The organism is Paenarthrobacter ureafaciens (assembly GCF_004028095.1).
GTDB classification, from domain to species: domain Bacteria; phylum Actinomycetota; class Actinomycetes; order Actinomycetales; family Micrococcaceae; genus Arthrobacter; species Arthrobacter ureafaciens.
On record NZ_SBHM01000007.1, the window covers coordinates 1,203,677 to 1,222,058 of the forward strand.

17 protein-coding genes are annotated in these 18,382 nt (G+C 63.9%); 8 read left to right on the top strand and 9 right to left on the bottom strand.

Features of this window, described 5'->3' with window-relative positions; genetic code table 11:
- Nucleotides 1–48 precede the first annotated feature (48 nt).
- From AUR_RS09865 to AUR_RS09880, 4 genes are all read right to left on the bottom strand, one after another.
- The gene (locus AUR_RS09865; RefSeq protein WP_062098754.1) at nucleotides 49–1,248 is read right to left on the bottom strand and encodes a cytochrome P450; all 1,200 of its coding nucleotides are present in this window, start codon (nucleotides 1,246–1,248) and stop codon (nucleotides 49–51) included.
- A gap of 45 nt (nucleotides 1,249–1,293) precedes the next feature.
- On the bottom strand, nucleotides 1,294–2,259 hold the full coding sequence (locus AUR_RS09870) for a PDR/VanB family oxidoreductase (protein ID WP_062098756.1): 966 nt from the start codon (nucleotides 2,257–2,259) through the stop codon (nucleotides 1,294–1,296).
- Between the two features lie 162 nt (nucleotides 2,260–2,421).
- Nucleotides 2,422–3,249: an IclR family transcriptional regulator gene (locus AUR_RS09875; protein ID WP_082694453.1), complete on the bottom strand. Its 828-nt coding sequence runs from the start codon at nucleotides 3,247–3,249 to the stop codon at nucleotides 2,422–2,424.
- Nucleotides 3,250–3,393: 144 nt separating this feature from the next.
- Entirely contained in the window at nucleotides 3,394–4,194 is an 801-nt protein-coding gene (locus AUR_RS09880; protein WP_062098758.1) for an SDR family oxidoreductase, read from the bottom strand.
- 156 nt (nucleotides 4,195–4,350) lie between these two features.
- Between AUR_RS09880 and AUR_RS09885 the strand changes: the two genes are divergently transcribed.
- The 7 genes from AUR_RS09885 to AUR_RS09915 all read left to right on the top strand — a co-directional run bounded on the left by AUR_RS09885 (nucleotide 4,351) and on the right by AUR_RS09915 (nucleotide 10,762).
- Nucleotides 4,351–5,730 carry an aldehyde dehydrogenase family protein gene (locus AUR_RS09885; RefSeq protein WP_062098760.1) on the top strand — a complete coding sequence of 460 codons (1,380 nt, stop codon included), beginning with the start codon at nucleotides 4,351–4,353 and terminating at the stop codon, nucleotides 5,728–5,730.
- A gap of 32 nt (nucleotides 5,731–5,762) precedes the next feature.
- Nucleotides 5,763–6,689, top strand: coding sequence for an MBL fold metallo-hydrolase (locus AUR_RS09890; protein WP_241650896.1), 927 nt, complete (start codon nucleotides 5,763–5,765; stop codon nucleotides 6,687–6,689).
- Nucleotides 6,690–6,732: 43 nt separating this feature from the next.
- Complete coding sequence (locus AUR_RS09895; protein ID WP_241650897.1) at nucleotides 6,733–8,055, top strand: MFS transporter; 1,323 nt, start codon at nucleotides 6,733–6,735, stop codon at nucleotides 8,053–8,055.
- Nucleotides 8,056–8,109: 54 nt separating this feature from the next.
- Complete coding sequence (locus AUR_RS09900) at nucleotides 8,110–9,519, top strand: MFS transporter (RefSeq protein ID WP_241650898.1); 1,410 nt, start codon at nucleotides 8,110–8,112, stop codon at nucleotides 9,517–9,519.
- Nucleotides 9,520–9,609: 90 nt separating this feature from the next.
- Nucleotides 9,610–10,008 carry a YidH family protein gene (locus tag AUR_RS09905; RefSeq protein WP_062098766.1) on the top strand — a complete coding sequence of 133 codons (399 nt, stop codon included), beginning with the start codon at nucleotides 9,610–9,612 and terminating at the stop codon, nucleotides 10,006–10,008.
- Nucleotides 10,009–10,011: 3 nt separating this feature from the next.
- The gene (locus AUR_RS09910; protein ID WP_062098768.1) at nucleotides 10,012–10,356 is read left to right on the top strand and encodes a DUF202 domain-containing protein; all 345 of its coding nucleotides are present in this window, start codon (nucleotides 10,012–10,014) and stop codon (nucleotides 10,354–10,356) included.
- Between the two features lie 190 nt (nucleotides 10,357–10,546).
- Nucleotides 10,547–10,762 carry a death domain-containing protein gene (locus AUR_RS09915; RefSeq protein ID WP_062098770.1) on the top strand — a complete coding sequence of 72 codons (216 nt, stop codon included), beginning with the start codon at nucleotides 10,547–10,549 and terminating at the stop codon, nucleotides 10,760–10,762.
- 18 nt (nucleotides 10,763–10,780) lie between these two features.
- On the opposite strand, the gene AUR_RS09920 is transcribed toward AUR_RS09915, so the two are convergent.
- From AUR_RS09920 to AUR_RS09935, 4 genes are read right to left on the bottom strand one after another with little or no spacing between them, the layout of a single operon-like run.
- Complete coding sequence (locus AUR_RS09920; RefSeq protein WP_164888675.1) at nucleotides 10,781–12,178, bottom strand: carboxylesterase family protein; 1,398 nt, start codon at nucleotides 12,176–12,178, stop codon at nucleotides 10,781–10,783.
- Nucleotides 12,175–14,157 (bottom strand): flavin-containing monooxygenase, encoded by a 1,983-nt coding sequence (locus tag AUR_RS09925; protein WP_062098774.1) that lies wholly within the window; start codon nucleotides 14,155–14,157, stop codon nucleotides 12,175–12,177. Before AUR_RS09925 ends, AUR_RS09920 begins: the two co-directional genes overlap by 4 nt.
- Nucleotides 14,158–14,175: 18 nt before the next feature.
- Nucleotides 14,176–15,798, bottom strand: coding sequence for an FAD-dependent monooxygenase (locus tag AUR_RS09930; RefSeq protein WP_082694451.1), 1,623 nt, complete (start codon nucleotides 15,796–15,798; stop codon nucleotides 14,176–14,178).
- Between the two features lie 2 nt (nucleotides 15,799–15,800).
- Nucleotides 15,801–16,643: a fumarylacetoacetate hydrolase family protein gene (locus AUR_RS09935; RefSeq protein ID WP_062098778.1), complete on the bottom strand. Its 843-nt coding sequence runs from the start codon at nucleotides 16,641–16,643 to the stop codon at nucleotides 15,801–15,803.
- 124 nt (nucleotides 16,644–16,767) lie between these two features.
- On the opposite strand from AUR_RS09935, the gene AUR_RS09940 reads away from it, so the two are divergent.
- The gene (locus tag AUR_RS09940; protein WP_062098780.1) at nucleotides 16,768–17,472 is read left to right on the top strand and encodes a GntR family transcriptional regulator; all 705 of its coding nucleotides are present in this window, start codon (nucleotides 16,768–16,770) and stop codon (nucleotides 17,470–17,472) included.
- A gap of 27 nt (nucleotides 17,473–17,499) precedes the next feature.
- Here the strand turns inward: AUR_RS09940 and AUR_RS09945 are convergent, their stop codons facing one another.
- Entirely contained in the window at nucleotides 17,500–18,375 is an 876-nt protein-coding gene (locus tag AUR_RS09945) for a VOC family protein (RefSeq protein WP_062098782.1), read from the bottom strand.
- Nucleotides 18,376–18,382: the final 7 nt, after the last annotated feature.

An 18,382-nucleotide genomic window follows, 5' to 3' on the forward strand; every position in this document is an offset into this window, starting at 1 on the left:
CATAGGGCCCGTGGCAGTCAAGCCACGGGCCCGGACGACTGGCGAAAGCTAGCCGGCGACGATTCTCACAGGCAACGACTCGAACCCCCGGAGCACGTTGTGCAGGATCGGAACAGGAGCGCCGTCCGGCTCGATGGCGGCGACGCGCTGAAGCAGCTGCTGAAGCACGATTTCCATCTCGAGCCGGGCGATCGGCTGCCCCACGCACTGGTGCAACCCCATGCCGAAAGCTACGTGCCCTGAGGCGTTGCGATTCAGGTCGAACTCGTCGGCAGTGTCTCCCCACTTGCGGGGATCACGGTTCGCGGCCCCAAGGAAAACCAACACCTTGGCACCGGCCGGGAGATGCACACCGCCCAGGACAGTGTCCACGGCGACGGTCCGGTGGAACTTCTGGAACGGCGACTCAAGACGCAGCGCCTCGTCAACGGCGAATTTGGCCATCCTGGGGTTGGCACGCAACTGGGCCCAAGCCTCCGGATAGCGCGCTAAGACCGACAGTGTGTTGCCGATTCCGAAGATGGTCGTGTCCACTCCCGCGGACAGCAGGGCCCTGACCAGCAGCGTCGCTTGCTGCTCAGTAATCAGCCCGTCCTCCACACGCTTCCAGATCTGCGCACCGAACCCGGTGTCATTCAGGTTTTCGCGCTGGCAGTTCCGCATCACCGCGGCGGCATGCTCATCACCTTGGGCGAAGGCCTGTTTGAAGATGTAGTTCTCCGGACCGAACGCGTTGAACACCATATTGCCGTAAGGCAAAAGGTGCTCGCGGCCGACGTCGGGAATCCCTACCGCATCGGGGAAGACGCGCAAGGGGTACTTCTCGGCCAGGTCAGTAACGGCGTCGAAAGTCTCCCGCTGCGCCAACCGCTCCGTGAGTTCCTCGGCCGGGGGCGTGAAGGGCTCGCGAAGGGCGCGAACCGTGCTGGGGTTAATGACGCCGGTGAGTGCGCGGCGCATGACGGTGTGGATGGGGGGATCCGATTCAAGGATGCTCGGTGGACGCCAACCGGAGTCCTTGCGGATGTCCCGCGGCCCCAGCCCTCCCGAGGAAATGTAGGTCTCGAAGTCCGTCAGGACCTCATACACCTCCTGATACCCGGCTACGGCGTAGCTCCCGGTGCTTTCGAGGTAGGAGACTGCACCGGCGTCGCGAAGCCGGCCAAGGAAGGGGTATGGATCCAAGAGATTTGCTGTGTCGAACGGGTCCTCGCCCAGCACATTGGCTTCGTGGGTGGTGACGGTCATGGGAAACACTCCTGGTGAGGGAATTTGGGGTGGGAAGGTAACGGGCTAGAGGTCCAAGACGAGGCGCGGGCAGCCGGCAGCGGCCCGGGACACACAAACCAGCATGACCTCGCCGGCTTCACGGTCCTCTTCCGACAACACAGCGTCGCGGTGCTCCGGCTCTCCCGAGATGATCCGGGTTTCGCAGGTACCGCACAGTCCGCCGCGGCAGGATGAGAGGACGCGGACGCCCACCTCTTCCACGGCTTCGAGGATGGTTTTGTTGTTGGGCACCGTCACGGTGGTCCCGGTACGGGCCAGTTGCACCTCGAAGGGGGCGTTCGCTGCTGCTGCCCCCAGTGTTGAGGCCACGAAGCGTTCTGTGTGCAGGGCACCCGGAGGCCAGCCCATGCAGCGTTCCTCCACCGCTCCGAGAAGACCGCCCGGGCCGCAGGCGTAGACCAGCATGTGTGCCCTTGGCATGCCGAGGATCTGGTCGAGGTCCAAACGGCCCACCTCGTCTTCAGCGATGATCCGGATACGTTCCGGACCGTACTTGTCCTCCAGCTGCTGGGCGAAGGCCATGGTCTTCCGGCTTCGCCCGCCATAAATCAGCGTCCACTCCTTGCCGGCGGCCTGGGCCGCCTCGAGCATGGGAATGATGGGGGTGATACCGATTCCGCCTGCAATGAAGAGATAGCGTCGCGATTCACGCAAGGGAAAGTTGTTGCGAGGTTCGGAGATTGTCAGCGGGGTGCCGGCCAGCAACGCGTGCACAGCTTTTGATCCACCACGTGAGTCCGGCACGTGCAGCACTCCGATGCGCAGATGGTCCAGCTCGCCGGGCGAGGAACACAAAGAGTACTGGCGCACCAGACCGTCGCCAACGTGGACATCGATATGTGCCCCGGGCTGCCACGGCTGGAAGAGCTGGCCGTCGGCCCGGCGCAGCACCAGGGAGACCACTTGGTCGGCCACAATGTCCACCTGATCGACGACGGCGTCGATGGTAGCTCCTGCGGGTGCAGTCATGGAGTCTTCACTTCCTTTGAAACGGCTCGCCTGCCACGCAGGCTTTGGCCGGAGTTCCGGCTCTAAAGTGGGTCTAATTGAGGTTAGGTGTTCCACGACACAAAGCGGAGAAACTTTCTACCCAACGGAAAGATGAGCCCTCCGGCCGCCCAAACGAGGAGATTACTGCGGGAGATGCTCTGCGCCCAGTCGTCGGGCAATTCCCCGCGAGGCGATGTTCAGCACGGGCACCACGCTCCCCACCGGCGCCGGACGCCCCCGGGTGACAATGCCCAGTGCGGCCACAATGCGTTTCTCGGGCAGGAACACGGGAACCGCCAGCCCATAATTGTCCGGTCCCGCTTCTTCCTCTGTGGTGGCATAGCCCTGGGCCCTGACCCGCTCAATCTCGGTGGCCAGCAGACCGGGGCTGGTGATCGTCCTGGGTGTCCGTGGCTCGAGCCGTTGGATTGCGTTGGAGAACAAATCGTTGGGTCCAAAGGCGAGCATGAGCTTGCCCGCAGCGCTGGCATGAAGCGGCAAACGCGCGCCCACCCGCCGGAATGGCTGGCCCGCGTTGGTGCCTGACATCCGCTCCACCAACAGAACCTCGTTCCCGTCCAGGATGAACAGGTTCACCACATTGTGTGTGACAAAGAGGACGTCCTGCATGAACGGCGCAGCTACTTCAGCAATGTTTTGCTGGGCTGGAGCCAGCAAACCCAGCCGCCAGATCCTCTGGCCCACCCGGTATTCGCCATTCAATTTTTCGAGCCCACCCCATGCCACCAATTCGCCCGCCAGGCGATGGGCTGTGGCCACTGGCAGCCCCGCCCGGCGGGCCATGGAACTGAGGCTCTGGGCCGAATGCTCGGCATCGAAAGTGCCCAGCAAGGCCAGCGCGCGGGAGGTGACACTGGCTGCTTGGCGTGCGGTAGCGCCCCCGGATGCAAGAGGCTTGCGCTCGGCCGGCCGGCGTGTGGTCCGGCCTGACGGGGCAGCGTTTGCCATGCTCACCCTCCTCAGCGCTGGTCGGGGCGTCGTCTCACGCGGCGCGGTGCCTTCCCTGCCATCTTAAGGCCCGACGCCGGCGCCTCCTACGGCTGAGGTGAGGCTCCGGCGTCGTACTGTTCTACGTCTCCGGAGACTAAGCGTTCAACCGGCGACGGCGGCGAGCCCGGAACCGCGGTACGCGCCGAGACCACCGTCAACGCGGATGTCCGATCCGTTCACCCAGCCCGACTCGGGGCGGAGCAGGAAGTCGATGACAGTCGCGATGTCATCCGGCTCGCCAAAGCGGCCCAGCAGGGCGCCGGCTCCCTCCACCTTGTCGCGGCCGTGGTCCTTCTTGAAATCCTCAAGGATAGGGGTGGCCACAGGTCCCGGGCTGACGCTGTTGACGCGGATTCTCTGAGGCAGCAACTCTGCCGCCAAGTGTTCGGTGAGTACCCTTACGCATTGCTTGGAGAAAAGGTAGGACTCACCGGTGACCTCTTCATCGTCTGCGACGGAATCCAAGGCTGACGCCTGATCAGGGGCCAACGCGAAGGCAGAGCACTTGGCTTTCACATCCCTCCAGTTCACGGCAACGCTGGAGGCCAGGTTCACGACGGCGGCTCCCTCGTGAAGCAGCGGGGCGAGCGCACGGATCAGCCCGCGGACGCCGAAGACGTTGACGGCCAACACGGTCCGCCACGGCGCGGTCCCGGGGACGCCTGCGATATTTGCCAGCCCTGCGATCCCGTCCGTTGCCTCAGCCGCCACCGCGGCTGCAGCAGCAGCGATCCCCTCCTGGGTGGAAAGGTCCGCCTGGACGAACGTACCGGGGAATTCCGACGGCGGGTTGCGGTCAATGCCGATCAGCGGAATTCCGCGGAGGGCGAGGATGTCAGCCGTCTTTGCCCCGATTCCGGAAGAAACCCCGGTCAGGACGATGGGCAGTTTCTCGTGGGACATAAGACTCCTCAGATAGTGCGTGACGTGCTTCACTCCATAGTGGCAAGCAGGCGGCGCAGCATAACCAGTCTTTCCGTTGGACGGAAAGGACGATCGCGGATGTGATCGATGCCATGACACTGGGATAAGAATTCTTCCCGGCCGAAAGGACAAACCATGACGGCATCCCAATACGAGGTCCACGACCCGGCCACCTTGGAGCTTGTTGGGCACGCTCCCGAAAACACCGCCGAGGACGTCGAGGCCGCTGTCGAGGCCGCCCGCGCGGCCTCCGCAGGCTGGGCTGCGGACCGGGAAGCACGCCGCAGTGCGCTTCGCGCCGGCGCTTCGCTGATCCGCCGTCGCGTGGATGAGCTGGCTTCGTTGCTCTCACGGGAACAGGGCAAGCCCAAGGCCGAGGCCGCCGGCGAGTTCTCCGTTGCCGCCGGCCTTTTCGACTACTACGCGGACCTTGAGTGGGACGAAGCCGAGCAACTCACACCGAGGGCGGACCGCACCTTGGAAGTCCAGAACAGGCCGGTCGGAATCGTCGGCACCATTACGCCGTGGAACTTTCCCATCTCGCTGCTCTGCGTCAAACTCGCTCCGGCCTTGGTGACCGGTTGCACGGTGATTGCCAAGCCTTCGCCCACCACGCCGCTTTCCACCATCGCCTTGGTCAACCTCCTCAACGAGGTACTGCCAGTCGGTGTGTTGCAAGTCCGCACCAGCTCCCGGCGCACAGTCAACGTTGCCCTGAGCACCTCTCCCGGCATCCGCAAGATCTCCTTCACGGGGTCCACCGATGTGGGCATCTCCATCGCCCAACAGGCAGCCCCCACCGTAAAACGCGTCACCATGGAACTTGGTGGTAACGACCCCGCCATCGTGCTTGATGATGCGGACATCGCCGTCACCGCCCGCGGCATCGTGGGCAGTGCCTTCCGCAACGCCGGCCAGGTCTGCATGGCAGTCAAGCGCGTGTACGTGCCACGGAACCGCAGCGCGGAACTGGCCGAGGCTATTGCAGCCGAGGCCGAACGCCACGTGCTGGGCCACGGCATCGCAGACGGCACCACCATGGGGCCAATGCACAATGAGTCCCAGCTCAAGCTGGTCCAGGGCCTGGTCGAGTCCGCCGTCGGGGCCGGCGCGCGCATCATTACCGGCGGCAGGCCCGGCTGTGACCTCCCCGGTTACTTCCTCTCCCCCACCGTGGTGGTCGACGCCGGGCCGGGTATGGACCTGGTGGAGCAGGAGCAATTCGGCGCTGCGCTGCCGATTGTGGCTTATGACAATCTCGAGGCGACGATTAGCGGGCTGAACGCCGGCGAGTTCGGGCTGGGGGCCTCCGTGTGGGGCAGGGACCAGGAGCGGGCCTACGCAACGGCTTCACGTATTGAGGCCGGTACGGTGTGGATCAATCAGCACACCCAGGTGGAACCCGATGCCCCGTTCGGAGGCTGGAAAGCGTCCGGGGTTGGCCGCGAGCGGGGCCGCTGGGGCTTGGAAGAGTACCTGGAAACCCGCGTTATCAATGCCCGCCCCCATTCCTAAGCCCGAAAAAACTCTTGCAGAAGGACTTTCCCGTGAGCGTCGAACTGATCACTCTTGGCACCGCCGCCGGCCCGGCCATCCGCGGACCTGAAGGCGGCATTTCCAGTGCTTTGGTGGTGGACGGCGCCTTCTACATGGTGGATTTTGGGCTGGGCTGTTCGCGTGCGGCCAATGAGGCTGGGCTGAGGGGCAAAGACTTCGTTGCGGGTTTTGTCACGCACCTGCACTCGGACCACGTCGTGGAACTTCCCGGCTTCCTGCTCTGGAACTGGGGAAACCCCGTGGAAGGCTTCACCCGTCCGGTTTCCATCGTCGGTCCGGGCAAGGACGGGACGCGCCCGGGCGGAGTGGGCCTTTCCGGCACAACAGAGCTTGTCGCCCATTCGCTGAAGGCCTTCTCCTATGACATTGATATCCGGGTCCATGATGAAGCGCGTCCGGATTTGGCTGCGCTTGTGCGCGCCGTTGATCTTGACACTCCTTCGGATGGATCACCGGAAGCTGCTCGGCCCTTTGACGTTTATGAGGACGATCGGGTGAAAGTGACAGGCATCCTGGTGGAGCATCCGCCCGTTCGCCCTGCCCTGGCGTTCCGTTTCGAGACGGACGCCGGCTCTGTAGTGTTCTCCGGTGACACCGCCGAATGCCAGGCCATGGTTACCCTCGCCAAGGGAGCAGACGTACTGGTGCACGAAGCAGTCAACCTGGACTTCTACGCGGACAAGGGCTTCGCCCCCGAATTCCTGAACCACCAGCGGATCGCCCACACTCCCCCTGAGGGTGCGGGCAGGATTGCCGCTGAAGCCGGCGTGGGCCGTTTGGTCCTTTCCCACCTGGCCGGCAGGGCAGAGCCGAAGTGGTGGCATGATCGCGTTTCCTCCACCTTCAGCGGCCCGGTTGATGTTGCCGTCAGCGGCCAACGCTTCAGGATCGACAGCCCCGTCTTGTCCCCCGCCTAGAAGACCCGCAAAGGAACCACCCGCACCTGCAGCAAGGATCGATGTGGCACTGCCGTCGCGCACTTCAGGTATTGATGGAACTACGACGACGGACGGCGCCTGGCTTGCCGTCGTCGCCGCAGGCATCGCGGCGGCCATGCACATCTGGAAACTTCCGTCAGCCCTTGCCGGTATACAAACCGAACTTGGAACTTCGCTGGTCCAGGCGGGATTGTTGCTCGGCATCATCCAGCTGGCCAGCATTGTGGGCGGCCTTGCCACTGCCGTTTGTGGCGAGCTTGCCGGTCTGCGCAGGCTCCTCATCTCCGGGTTGGTGCTGCTCAGTGCTGCTTCCGGCCTTGGAGCCTTGGCCCCCGGCACCGAATGGTTGATGGCCACCCGAGCACTGGAGGGCGTTGGCTTCCTGTTGGCGGTCGTCGTCGCCCCTGCCCTTATCCGCAGAGTGTCGCCACCCCGGAGGCTGAACTTTGCCCTCGCAAGCTGGGCCACCTTTCAAGGAACGGCCACACTATTGGGCCTGTCCCTGGGCGCATTGTTCCTCCAGGCTGCCGGTTGGCGTGAGTGGTGGCTGGTGATGGCCGTCTTGACACTGCTCCCGGTGCCGCTGCTGGTCCGTCGGGTACCCAAGGACGCAGCACCCGTCGACGCCGGTCTCCGGAACGCACTCGGCAGGGTGGCCCGCACTCTGGCTTCGCGCAGACCGTGGATTATCGGGGTGGTTTTTGCCTGCTATACGGCGCAATGGATGGCTGTCCTGGGGTTCCTGCCGTCGATTTACAGGTCAGCAGGGCTGGGCGGCCCGTGGCCGGGCATCCTTAGCGCCTTGGTGGGCGGAGTGAATGCGATCGGCGCCCTCAGCGCAGGGTCTTTGATCCAGCGGGGACTGACTGAGCGGAAAATCATCTTATGGACGTTCCTGGCGATGTCCCTCGCATCCGCGGCCACGTTTGCCGTCGACTGGGCGGACATCCGGAACGGCATACTCTTTCAATTCGTCCTCATTGCAGTGTTCTCGGCTGTCGGCGGCCTCATACCAGCAGCAGTCACCAGCTACTCCGCGAAAATCGCCCCCATCGACGGGTCCGTTACGGCCGTCCTGGGCCTGACCCAGCAAATCTTCAATGTGGGAAACTTCCTGGGGCCGACGCTTTTCGCCCTCCTTGCTACCACCACTGGAGGATGGGGTACCACGTGGTGGCTGACGTGCGGAATGAGCGTCGTGGGCATGGCGCTGCTGATGTTCCTGGGGCAAAAGACGAGCGCAATCACCGGCACTCCACGTGGCCTACGAAGAGACTTTCCACCCAACGGAAAGACTGAATGTAAGGCCGGTCACACAAGCCTAGAGTCAAGGAAACGCCGGTGAACCGGCAAAGACTCCCCTTCAACGATTGGGCAAACCGTGTCTGAAACTCCCCACATGACGCCGGGTTCCGCGACCTCCCGCGACCCCCGGACCTGGTCCCGGGCCAAGCGCAACCGCTATGGCTGGTTCGTGACGTTCAGCCTGCTTTTCCTGATGATGCTCAGTTGGGCGGACAAAGCAGTCCTGGGCATCGCAGCCGTCCCCCTGATGAAGCAGCTGGGCATCACGCCTGAGCAGTTCGGCCTGGTGGGCAGCGCCATGTTCCTGACCTTCGGCGTGGCCCAGATCGTTGCCGCCCCGATCGCCAATAAGGTATCCAGCAAATGGATCCTGCTGGTCCTTTGCCTGCTCTGGTCCGTGGCGCAGGTTCCCATCCTGCTGTTCGCCTCCTTGCCCGCGCTCTGGGCAAGCCGGCTGCTGCTCGGCGCCGGTGAAGGCCCGCTCGCACCCGTCCTCATGCACGGCATCTACAAGTGGTTCCCGGAAAAGAAGGGCGCCACCCCCGCAGCCCTCGCATCATCCGGAGTAACCCTGGGCATCGTGGCGTTCGCCCCCGTCCTCGCCTGGGTCATCGGACAGTTCGGCTGGCAGACCGCCTTTGCCCTCCTGGCAATCGTTGGCCTCATCTGGGCTGTCTTCTGGGCCATCATCGGCAAGGAAGGTCCTTACACCAGCCGAAAGGCTGAGCAGGAAATCGACGGAATTGCGCCCGAAGAGGCCCCCGTCGTATCCGAAACCAAGATCCGCTACTGGCGCACTATCCTGTCCCCCAGCTGGATCTTTGCAGTCCTTGCCTCCTTCTTCGGCTACTGGACATTCACCCTGGCCATGTCCTGGGGACCCGCCTACTTCCAGAATGTCCTCGGTTTCAGTGGTCAGGAAGCCGGCGCGATGATCGCCCTTCCCGCTGCATGGGGCACGGTGGCCACTGTAGGCCTCAGTGCACTCACCCAGCGCCTGCACCTCAAGGGTGTACCCACCAGGAAAGCACGCGGCTGGGTCCTGGGCGGCGCCGGCGCCTTCGCCGGGGCATGCCTGGTCGCCGCAACCATGAGCACCTCACCCGTCCTGTCCATCACCCTCATGGTCTTCGGCTTCGGTACTGCTCCGGCATTGTTCGCCATCACATACCTTGTGGTGGCGGAACTGACCACCATCAGCCAGCGTGGCGCCAACCTCTCCATAGCCAACGCCGTCCTCACCAGCGGTGGCGTGTTTGCCCCCGCGGTCTCCGGGTTCCTCATAGGCGGGGCTGCCTCGCCCGGTGAAGGCTATCGTGCAGCCTTTGCCCTCGCCGGAGGCCTCCTGCTGGCATTCGGCCTGCTTGCGCTGGTCTTCGTCAACCAGCAGCGCGACCGCCGTCGGCTTGGCCTTGATGCAGCCGCAGAGGCCGCACCCGCGGGAGCATCTGCTCCCGCCCAAGGAGCCGGGGCACCTTCCCTGGAGGTCCCCAGCAAGGCTTGACGTACCCCTGTAAATCATCGGTGCGGAGGACGCAAAGCGGCCTCCGCACCGGTCTGCGTGGAACAACATGAATGACGTGGAAGGAACCCCATGGAGGACTTGGATACCCGGCGGAAGGCCGGACGAGCCGGGCTCCCGGGCAGGATCCTGGGTGGCGGCACCGAACCTGACCCCCGCTTTACTTTGGCCAATGAACGCACCTTCCTTGCGTGGATCCGCACCTCGTTGGCGCTTCTCGCCGGGGGCGTGGCCGTCGAAGCTTTCATGACTGAGCTGTTTGACCCGGGATTGCGCAAAGCACTTGCGGTCCTGCTCCTGGTGCTCGCCCTCCTTATTGGCGTAGGCTCCTTCTTCCGTTGGCTCAACGTTGAACGCTCGATGCGCCGGAAGGACCCGCTGCCGCTTCCGTGGATCGCCCCGCTATTGGCAGTCGGCGGAGGACTCGTAGCCGCCACCATGATGCTCTTCGTCCTGGTCCGCACTGCCTGAGCCATGCCGTCACGTGATGTACCGCGCCATAGCGACCCCGGGCTCCAGCCGGAGCGCACGGACCTGGCCTGGGGACGCACCGCTCTGGCGCTGGTGGTTGCCGCCGCCGTCTTCCTCCGCTGGATGCCGCACCACGGCTGGTTCGCGGGAACGCTTGTAGTGGCCGCGGTGTTAGCGGCATTGGCCATCAGCATTACGCGAAAGCGACGCCTTTATCGAGCCATCAGCGGGATCCATCGCGAAGCAAGTTCTCCCGGTATCTCCGCGGTTGCAGCCATGGCGGGCAGCGTCGTATCCTTCGCAGTCCTCGGGATTTGCACGGTCCTGCTCATTCCGGTGGGGCCGTAGCCCTGCCTCAGGGCTCCGCGGTTTCCAGCAGCCAGGCCGTCGCTTCGTCCCGCGACGTGAAGAACCGGGTGGGGCACGGGAGCGTTCGGCGGGACATGTCGAAGTTGGCGATGACGACGGCGACACGTCACCAAGGCGGGCTCGTCAACATTGGTTGACGAGCCCCGAAAGCGTCAACTAATGTTGACGCATGGAGGTGGAACGCATGAAGACACTTATTGGATCCATGGACGGCAAGGGACCCGCCGAAGCGCTGCAAGCAGTCACCGAATTGCAGAAGGAAGTCAGCCGCACTGAAGCTTCCCTCGTCAGGAAAGCCCGGCAAGCAGGACTTTCCTGGGAAGCGATCGCCCTGTGCCTCGGCGTGAGTAAGCAGGCCGTCCATCGCAAGTACGGGAAGCGGTAGGGCAAAGCGAACGCTGAACTACCCCAGCACCCGCACTTCCGCCTCCCGGACAGGCTCCCACCCGACCCCGTCGGCATCGATGACCATCGACCTCGGCTCCCGGGCGTCGTAGCGGCTGCTTTCAGCTACTCCGCAATACAGGAACCGGGAGATCAGGTCCCGCATGGAAGCAGTCACGCGCGCGGTTTCCGCCTCCGCGGCGTCGACCATCATCGGGGAATCAGCCCAGCGGTTCGTTCCATCAAAGATGAACGCGAGCGGGAAGCAGTGGGCTGCGTAGGCGCCATCAAGTTTGCTTTGGTGATCGAACCGGACCACCTGGGCCGGCACGGGTGAGTGGGCCGCGATCTCCAGGGCAGGCAAGCGGAACTGGGCCAACGTGGCAGCCCGGACCATCCGCAAGTAGGCATCGTCGGCCCCCAACAGCCCCGAGGCCAGGGCGGGATCCTTGAAGGTTCGCTCAAGGAACCCGTCCACACCGGCGTTGGAAAACTGGTCCCTCGGTTGGTTGCGCAGAAACGCGGCGGACTCTTCGGCCGTGGTCAGGATGAAAAGGGCGTCGGTGTGAATTCTCTGCACGGAATCCGCAAACCGCACCAGATCGGCCGGAACCTCCCCTGATTCTGCGGGCATGTAGGGGAACGGTCGCAGCCCTGCCCGTGCAGCCTCTTGGGCATCAAGAACGGCCGGAACAGAGGCAGCGGCCAAATCCGAGCCCAAAGTAGCAAGGACAGCAGCACAATGACTCAGCCAGACGTCCACGGGCAGAGGCGCCAGACGGGGCATGCTGATCAGCAGGGTTTGGGCCGCCATCCCCCGCGCGGACGGGTCCGTGCTCAAGGCATAGCCGTACCAAGCACCGGCCGAATCCCCGGCCAAAGTGACTTTTCCGGGGTCTCCGCCAAAGGCGCTGATGTTTTCCTGCACCCAAGCGAGCGCAGCCTTGAGATCACGCAAGGGCTTGGTGGATTCCGACGGGTCTGCGGACGGCCCGAAGTGCCCGATCACCCCGAGCCGGTAGTTCACGGTGACCAGGACAAAGCCACCGTTCCGCACCAGGTCCGGGGAGTCGTACCAGCGGCTCTCCCCGGAACCGGTGGTGAAACCGCCGCCGGGAATGAAAAAGAGCACGGGCAGTCCGTGGGCACCGGCAGGCGCCTGGACCCTCAGGCTGAAGGCGTCCTCGCTCTGTTCAAGTTCGCTGAGCGCAGTGCCGAGGAGCCCGTCCAGCATGCCCGGCCGCTGGGGAAAGGCAGCTGGACGTGCTTGCGCTTCGCCGGCAATCACACTGGATACCTCGCTGCCCCGTGAACGTGAAGAAGCAGTGCTGTACCGGAGTCCGGGCGCATCCACTACCCCGGCAGAGAGATTCGCCCGGACCTTCCCCGCCTGGGTATCGATCAGCAGAACAGTCACGCAAGGAACTCGTGATCGTCGGCCTTGACCGTCTCGGTTGCCTCCCAGTACTCCACGTTCGTGTACGGCCATACTTGGGAAACGCGGCCGTGTGAGTTCTGGTACCAGCTGCGCACGTACGGCTGCCCCCAGGCCATCCGGCGGTTTCCGGCGTCGACCCATTCCACAAAGCGGTCCAAAGCGGCAGGTCTGACGTCGATCGCGGAGGCGCCACGCTGCAGGACCTCGTGGACGGCTTTGAGGGAGAACTCTACGGCCCGCTCGATCATGAAATGCAGGCTTCCCGCCACCACTCCGCCAACGTTGGGGCCGTAGATCAGGAAGAAGTTGGGGAACCCGGGAACGGTGACGCCGTTGTAGGCCCTGGCGTCGCCTTTCCAGAAGTCGTGGATCTCTACGCCCTCGCGGCCAACTACCTCAACCTCGTCGAGGTAATCGGAAGGCTTGAATCCGGTGGCGAACACCACGATGTCTACTTCGTGTTCTACGCCGTCCTTGTCGATGATCCCCTGCTCGGAGAAGCGCTCGATTCCGGCAGTAACCACGGTGGTGCGCTCGGACTTGAGGGCCGCGGCCCACACTCCGTTGTCGCGCAGCATCCGCTTGGCTCCCGGCGGATAATTGGGAATGGCGTTCTCCAGCAGCTCGGGTCGATCCGCCAACTGCTCCTTGAGGCGCTCGATCAGCACCTCCCGGACTTCATGGTTCTTGGCGGAAACGCTCAACGGCGCACCGTGCCACCCGTCCTCCGCCGTGACGGTGTGCATGCGGCCCGGAATACCCTGGAGCGTCACCCACAAGCGGTACCACTGGGCATAGTGCGGCACCTTGCGCCGCAACCACGCGAAGGTGTCGCTGACGCCGTCGTGATAATTCGGTGCCGGCAGCATCCATGGCGCGCTCCGCTGGAACAGCACCAGGCTGGACACCTCATCGGCGAGCGCCGGCACAATCTGGTACGCGCTGGCGCCCGTGCCAATCACTGCAACGCGCTTGCCGCGGTAATCGACGCCGTGGGACCACTCCTGCGAGTGCATGGTCACCCCGCGGTACAGCTCCGCGCCGGGGAACTCGGGGATGTTGGGCCGGTCCAGTTGGCCAAGGGCGCTCACGACGGCGGCAAAGGTGCGGACCCGCTCCTGCCCGCCGCCGCTGCGGGTGATTGCCTGCCACGTGCGGGATTCCTCATCCCACATCAAACTGACAAGCCGGGTGTTGAACTCGATGGATTCCACAATGCCTGCACGCTCAGCCACGTCCCGGACGTAGTCCAAAACGTCGCCGCCTTCGGCGAACTGGTGCGGCCAGTCACCGCGCTGGGCGAAGGAATACGAATAGCCGAACGTGGGAGTGTCCAAGCGGACACCGGGGTAGGTGTTCTTGGCCCAGGTCCCGCCCAGGGTAGGGGCGTCTTCCACTACGGTGAACGGCACGCCTGCCTGTGAGTAGCGGTAGGCTGCGGCGATTCCGGCGATGCCGGCACCGATGATCAGCACCGGGAAGTCGCGCCCGGCAGCTACCTCGTCAAAGTTCCACTGCGGAGCTCCGCCCTTGTCCGGGGCGAGGTCGAGTTCATGCTTCAGCGACGCGTACCAGTTCTCGCGGCCGCCCGTGAGGAACTCGAGGAGGTCCGTCACGGCCGCGTCCTCCAGCAGGTCAACGCTGGTGATTGCCTTGTCCCGGAGTTGCCGCAAGCCCTCCAAGGCAAGTGCCTTGGCACGTTCCTGCTGCTCCGGTGACATGCCCCCGTGGGGGTGGGGCTGGGTGTCCACCAGGGTCAACGGGGGCTGCAGATCACTGCTGAGGAAGGAGGTGTCGCCGAGCGCTGCCGCGAGGGCGGCCAGCAGGACAGGAAGTTCCGCCTGGCCGACGATCTTTTCCAAGTGGACGTCATCCTCGACGATAGGCTCTGAGCTTGCTTCCCAGTAGAGGTCATCAAACCGCATCGTTTCAGACCTCGTTTCCTGCATGCTGGGCATTTTTCCTCCTTGAACTCGTCAGGCCCGCGGCTGCGGATCGACGTATGAACGCAGTTTGTTGATCACGGCCGTCTCGCTCTGCCCGGTGAAGACAGCAGCGACGTAACGGTCGGGGCGGACAACCACGGTGTGGGGCGTGGTCAGTCCCGGAAGCGCCAGAACGCGCTCGGAATCCACCAGGATCTGCTCCTCACCATGCGGGCGCGCGGCGTGGGAATTCCCCGTGAGCGTAATCCGGCGAGCACCCAGCGAGGACCAAAACTGGTTGCCCGCCGTCATTCCGGTGCTGCCGGTGCTGCCGGTGCCAAGCGTGATGAGTGCCCAACCACTCCCCAGGTGGGAGTCCAGGGGCGCCACTGAACCGTCCTCGTCAGTCAGGGTCGGTTGGCTGAGGGCAAGGCCCACCCAGGCCGCGAGTCGACGATCAACATCGCGGTCGGCTTTGATCGCAACACCGTTGCGGTAGTCCGGCGGGGTGATGAACCGCATCGACCCCAGATACCGATGTACGGCTGGAATCAGGCTGACCGTGCGGAAAGCAATATCCCGAAGATTGGTCCTGAAGGCACCGACGGCCATAACCACAGCGCCCGTCCGGCGCGAGACCTTGACCATCTTGGCCGCGTGGGTGCGGCGTTCGGACTCGTAGGTGGACAGCAGGCGGTCGGTGCCCGCACCGCGGAGCACCTCCAGCAGCTTCCAGCTCAGGTTGAGGGCATCCCGCAGGCCTGCGTTCAGTCCTTGTCCGGAGAAGGGAGGCATCAGGTGCGCGGCATCCCCGATCAGGAAAGCGCGGCCCGAACGGTAGGTGCGGGCCAGCCGCTGATGGGCTACATAGACCACGGCCCGCCTGACGTCTTCGGTGCGGAGCTCCGGGTGGAAGGGCCTGGACAACTCCAGGATCTTGTCCGGGGCCGTCATCTCGTCCGGATCTTCGTGATCAAAAAGCATGAATTCGAGCCGCAGGCGGCCCTTGATTCCCGGAACCAGGACGTAGGGACGTGTCCCGTTGCCATGGAACTCGGCGAAGGGTTCGCGCGCTCCAGGGACGTTCAGCAGGTCCACAACAATCCACCGTTCCTGCTGGGTGGACCCCACCAGGTCGATGCCAAGACTCTCGCGGACAAAGCTGCGACCGCCATCGGCGCCCACCAGCCACGAGGCTGTCACGGTGCCCGCACCGGCGTCGGAATCGAATCCGACTGTTACCCCGTCCGCTTTCTGGTTGACGGAATTTACCTGGGCACCGACAAGAAACTCAATCCCCTGATGGTCACGGGCCTTGTTCCACAGCAGTTCTTCCAGCACGGGCTGGTCGAACTGCGACTTCGCAGGGTGCCCGACGCGGGAGGGAACAGGTGTGGACGACGCAAGTGGGCGGTCATTCAACCCGAAGTAGCGGCTGCCGGTTCCCAGGAGCGATTCCGCTTTCAGCGCTTCCGCGAGGCCCAAGCGGTCCATGGTCCGGAAGGTCTCGTCAGCGATGCTGATGGCCCGCGGCTGGTCCATCGGCGCTTTGGCGGTTTCGAGCAGCACAACGCGCGCACCGCCGTCGGCAAGCAACAGCGCCGCCGTCAGACCAACCGGCCCGGCCCCGACAACCGCGACATCGAAGTCATCCATAGTGTTTCCTCCACGCATCCCTAAGCTACGAGGACGTTGCGAAGGGTGCCCAGCTTGCCGACCTCTACCTCGACGACGTCACCCGGGACCAGGAATGTGGGGGGCTCCATGAAGAGTCCCACGCCGCCCGGAGTACCGGTGACAATGACGTCGCCGGGAGCCAGCGGTGTGAACGCGGTGACGTATTCCATGATGGCGGGGATGTCGAAGATGAGGTCGGCGACGGCTGCGCGCTGGCGAACCTCGCCGTTGACCCGGGTTTCCACCACGAGCTCGGTGACGTCACCGACTTCCTCGGCAGACATGAAGTACGGACCGAAAGCTCCGCTGAGCGGGAAGTTCTTGCCCGGGGTCCACTGACCCGTGTGGCGCTGCCAGTCGCGGGCGCTGAAGTCATTGAATGCGGCATAGCCGGCAATGTAGTTCCAGGCCTCTTCAGGCTTGACGTGGTCGGCGGGGGCACCGATCACCAGTGCGACTTCGCCTTCGTAGTCGTACATGGAGCTTTCTGCGGGAATCGGCAGGTCGGCGCCGTGGGCGGCCAGGGTGTCGGAGAAGCGTGCGAAGACGGTGGGCTTGCCGACCGAGTCGCGTCCGGTTTCCTCTTGGTGGCTGCGGTAGTTAACACCGATGCAGATGACCTTGCCTGGAGTGGACAGAAGGGGGAGGAAGGTGGTTCCTTCAACGGGCTGAACCGGAGCCTTGTCCCATTCCAGGGGAGCTGACAGCAGATCTTCCTCGATGGCGGACTGCAGCGAAGGGCTGAGGTTGGCTCCGCTGGGACCGAGGTCCAGCAGCTCTCCGTTGGTTTCAAGGCCCCACGTGGGCTGGCCTTCCTGGTTCAAGTAACTCGCGTAGCGCATGTGAATCCTTTCTAGGGCCGGCATCATTGCCTCCGGCGTGCCGGTGTTTGAACTATACGCAGAATGCATTCTTGCGTCAATAATGCACTTCCATCGCCTGAGTGCCTAAGTGTACGCTTGTCCCATGGCACGACAAGCGAATGCAGAAACCATCAGTGAAGTGGTCCGGGGCAAGTTACGGGCCGACATCTTTGCTGGCCTGTGGGCCCCGGGCACCAACCTCCAGGTTGGTGAGCTCACCAAGCGGTACGGCGCCAGTTCCACGGTCATCCGTGAAGCACTGGTGCGTTTGGCCGGCGAAAAGCTGCTGCAATTCCGTCCTAACAGAGGCTTCTTCGTCTCCGAATACACCCTGGAAGAATTGCGCGGCCTGGGGGAACTTCGGTGCCGGGTCGAGGAGTATGGCCTGACCTTGGCCATCGAGAACGGCGATGTTGCCTGGGAGTCCGATCTCCTTGCGGTCCACCACCGCCTGGAGCGGACCCCGCGCCGCACCAGCGAGGACCCGGACCATATTGCAGTCGAATGGTTCCTGGCCCACCAGGCCTTCCACGCAAAGTTGCTGGAAGCCTGCCCGGTCCCTTTGTTGCAGGACTTCGCAGCCACCCTCGGCGAGGCTACCGCGCTCTACCGCCTCTGGACCGCCCCGGACAAGCGGGCCCAGACCCGGGACATAGAGGCCGAACACCGGGCCATCCTGGAGGCGACCATTGCCCGCGATGCTGCGACGGCCACCAAGCTTCTGCGCGAGCATTACATGCGCACCATCGATGTGATCGAAGAAGCCGAGTTCCATGCCGCCTCCGAAGCCGGGCTGCCCAACGACTAAGGGCAACCCGGCCCCTGGTTCTACGTGCTAGTTCAGTGCGATGGGGAACGCTCCGTGCTTCCGGAAATCCTCGCCGTTGTAGACGCCCCACCTGTTGAACCACGTCCGGTCATCCTGGTCCCATTCGATGGGCGGACGCTCAAGCTCGTAGATCTGCTCCAGATCGGTGTAAAGCTCCACCACCGTACCGTTGGGTTCAACGTAATACGCTGCGATGTTGTGTCCCGCACCGTGGCGGACAGGACCCCAGATCAAGCGCCGGCCCTTGGCAAACAGACGGTCGCCAAGGCGGCCGAGGTCGGCGATGGACTGCGTCTGCCACGCGTGGTGGTGCAGGGAACCGCGGCCCTTGATGAGGGCGATGCCGTGGTGGTCGGGGTTGCAGCGCAGGAAGTACGCGAAGTCCTGGCCAATGATGTCCGAGACCTTGAAGCCAAAGAACTCCACCAGGAAGTCCTTCATGGCGGTGGGGTTCTGGGGATGGATGTTGATGTGGCCGTAACGGTCCGGGCCAAAGGAAGACGGACCGTGCCGGTGGTCCTTCATGCCCACATAAACGTGGTAAACGTATCCTTCCGGGCCCAGGACGGCGAAGCCCTCACCGATTTCCCGCTCCAGCGGGCTGCGGGTCAGGATCGGGAACCCGGCCGCCTCAAGGCGCTTGCGGATGATTTCGAGCCCCTCCGGGCTGTCTGCCACAAGGCCGACGTGGTCGATTCCGTCCTCTTCGCCTTTCACGTACACGAGCTCATGGTGGCGGTCCGCGGCGGACAGGTAGGCACGCTTGTCGTCGTTCAGCGTCATACGCAGGCCGAGGACGTCGGTGGCCAGTTCAAGGGACTCGTCGTAGTCCCGGGTTCTCATTGCGAGATAGCCCATTTCGGTGATCACACCAAGTGACATAGCTAAA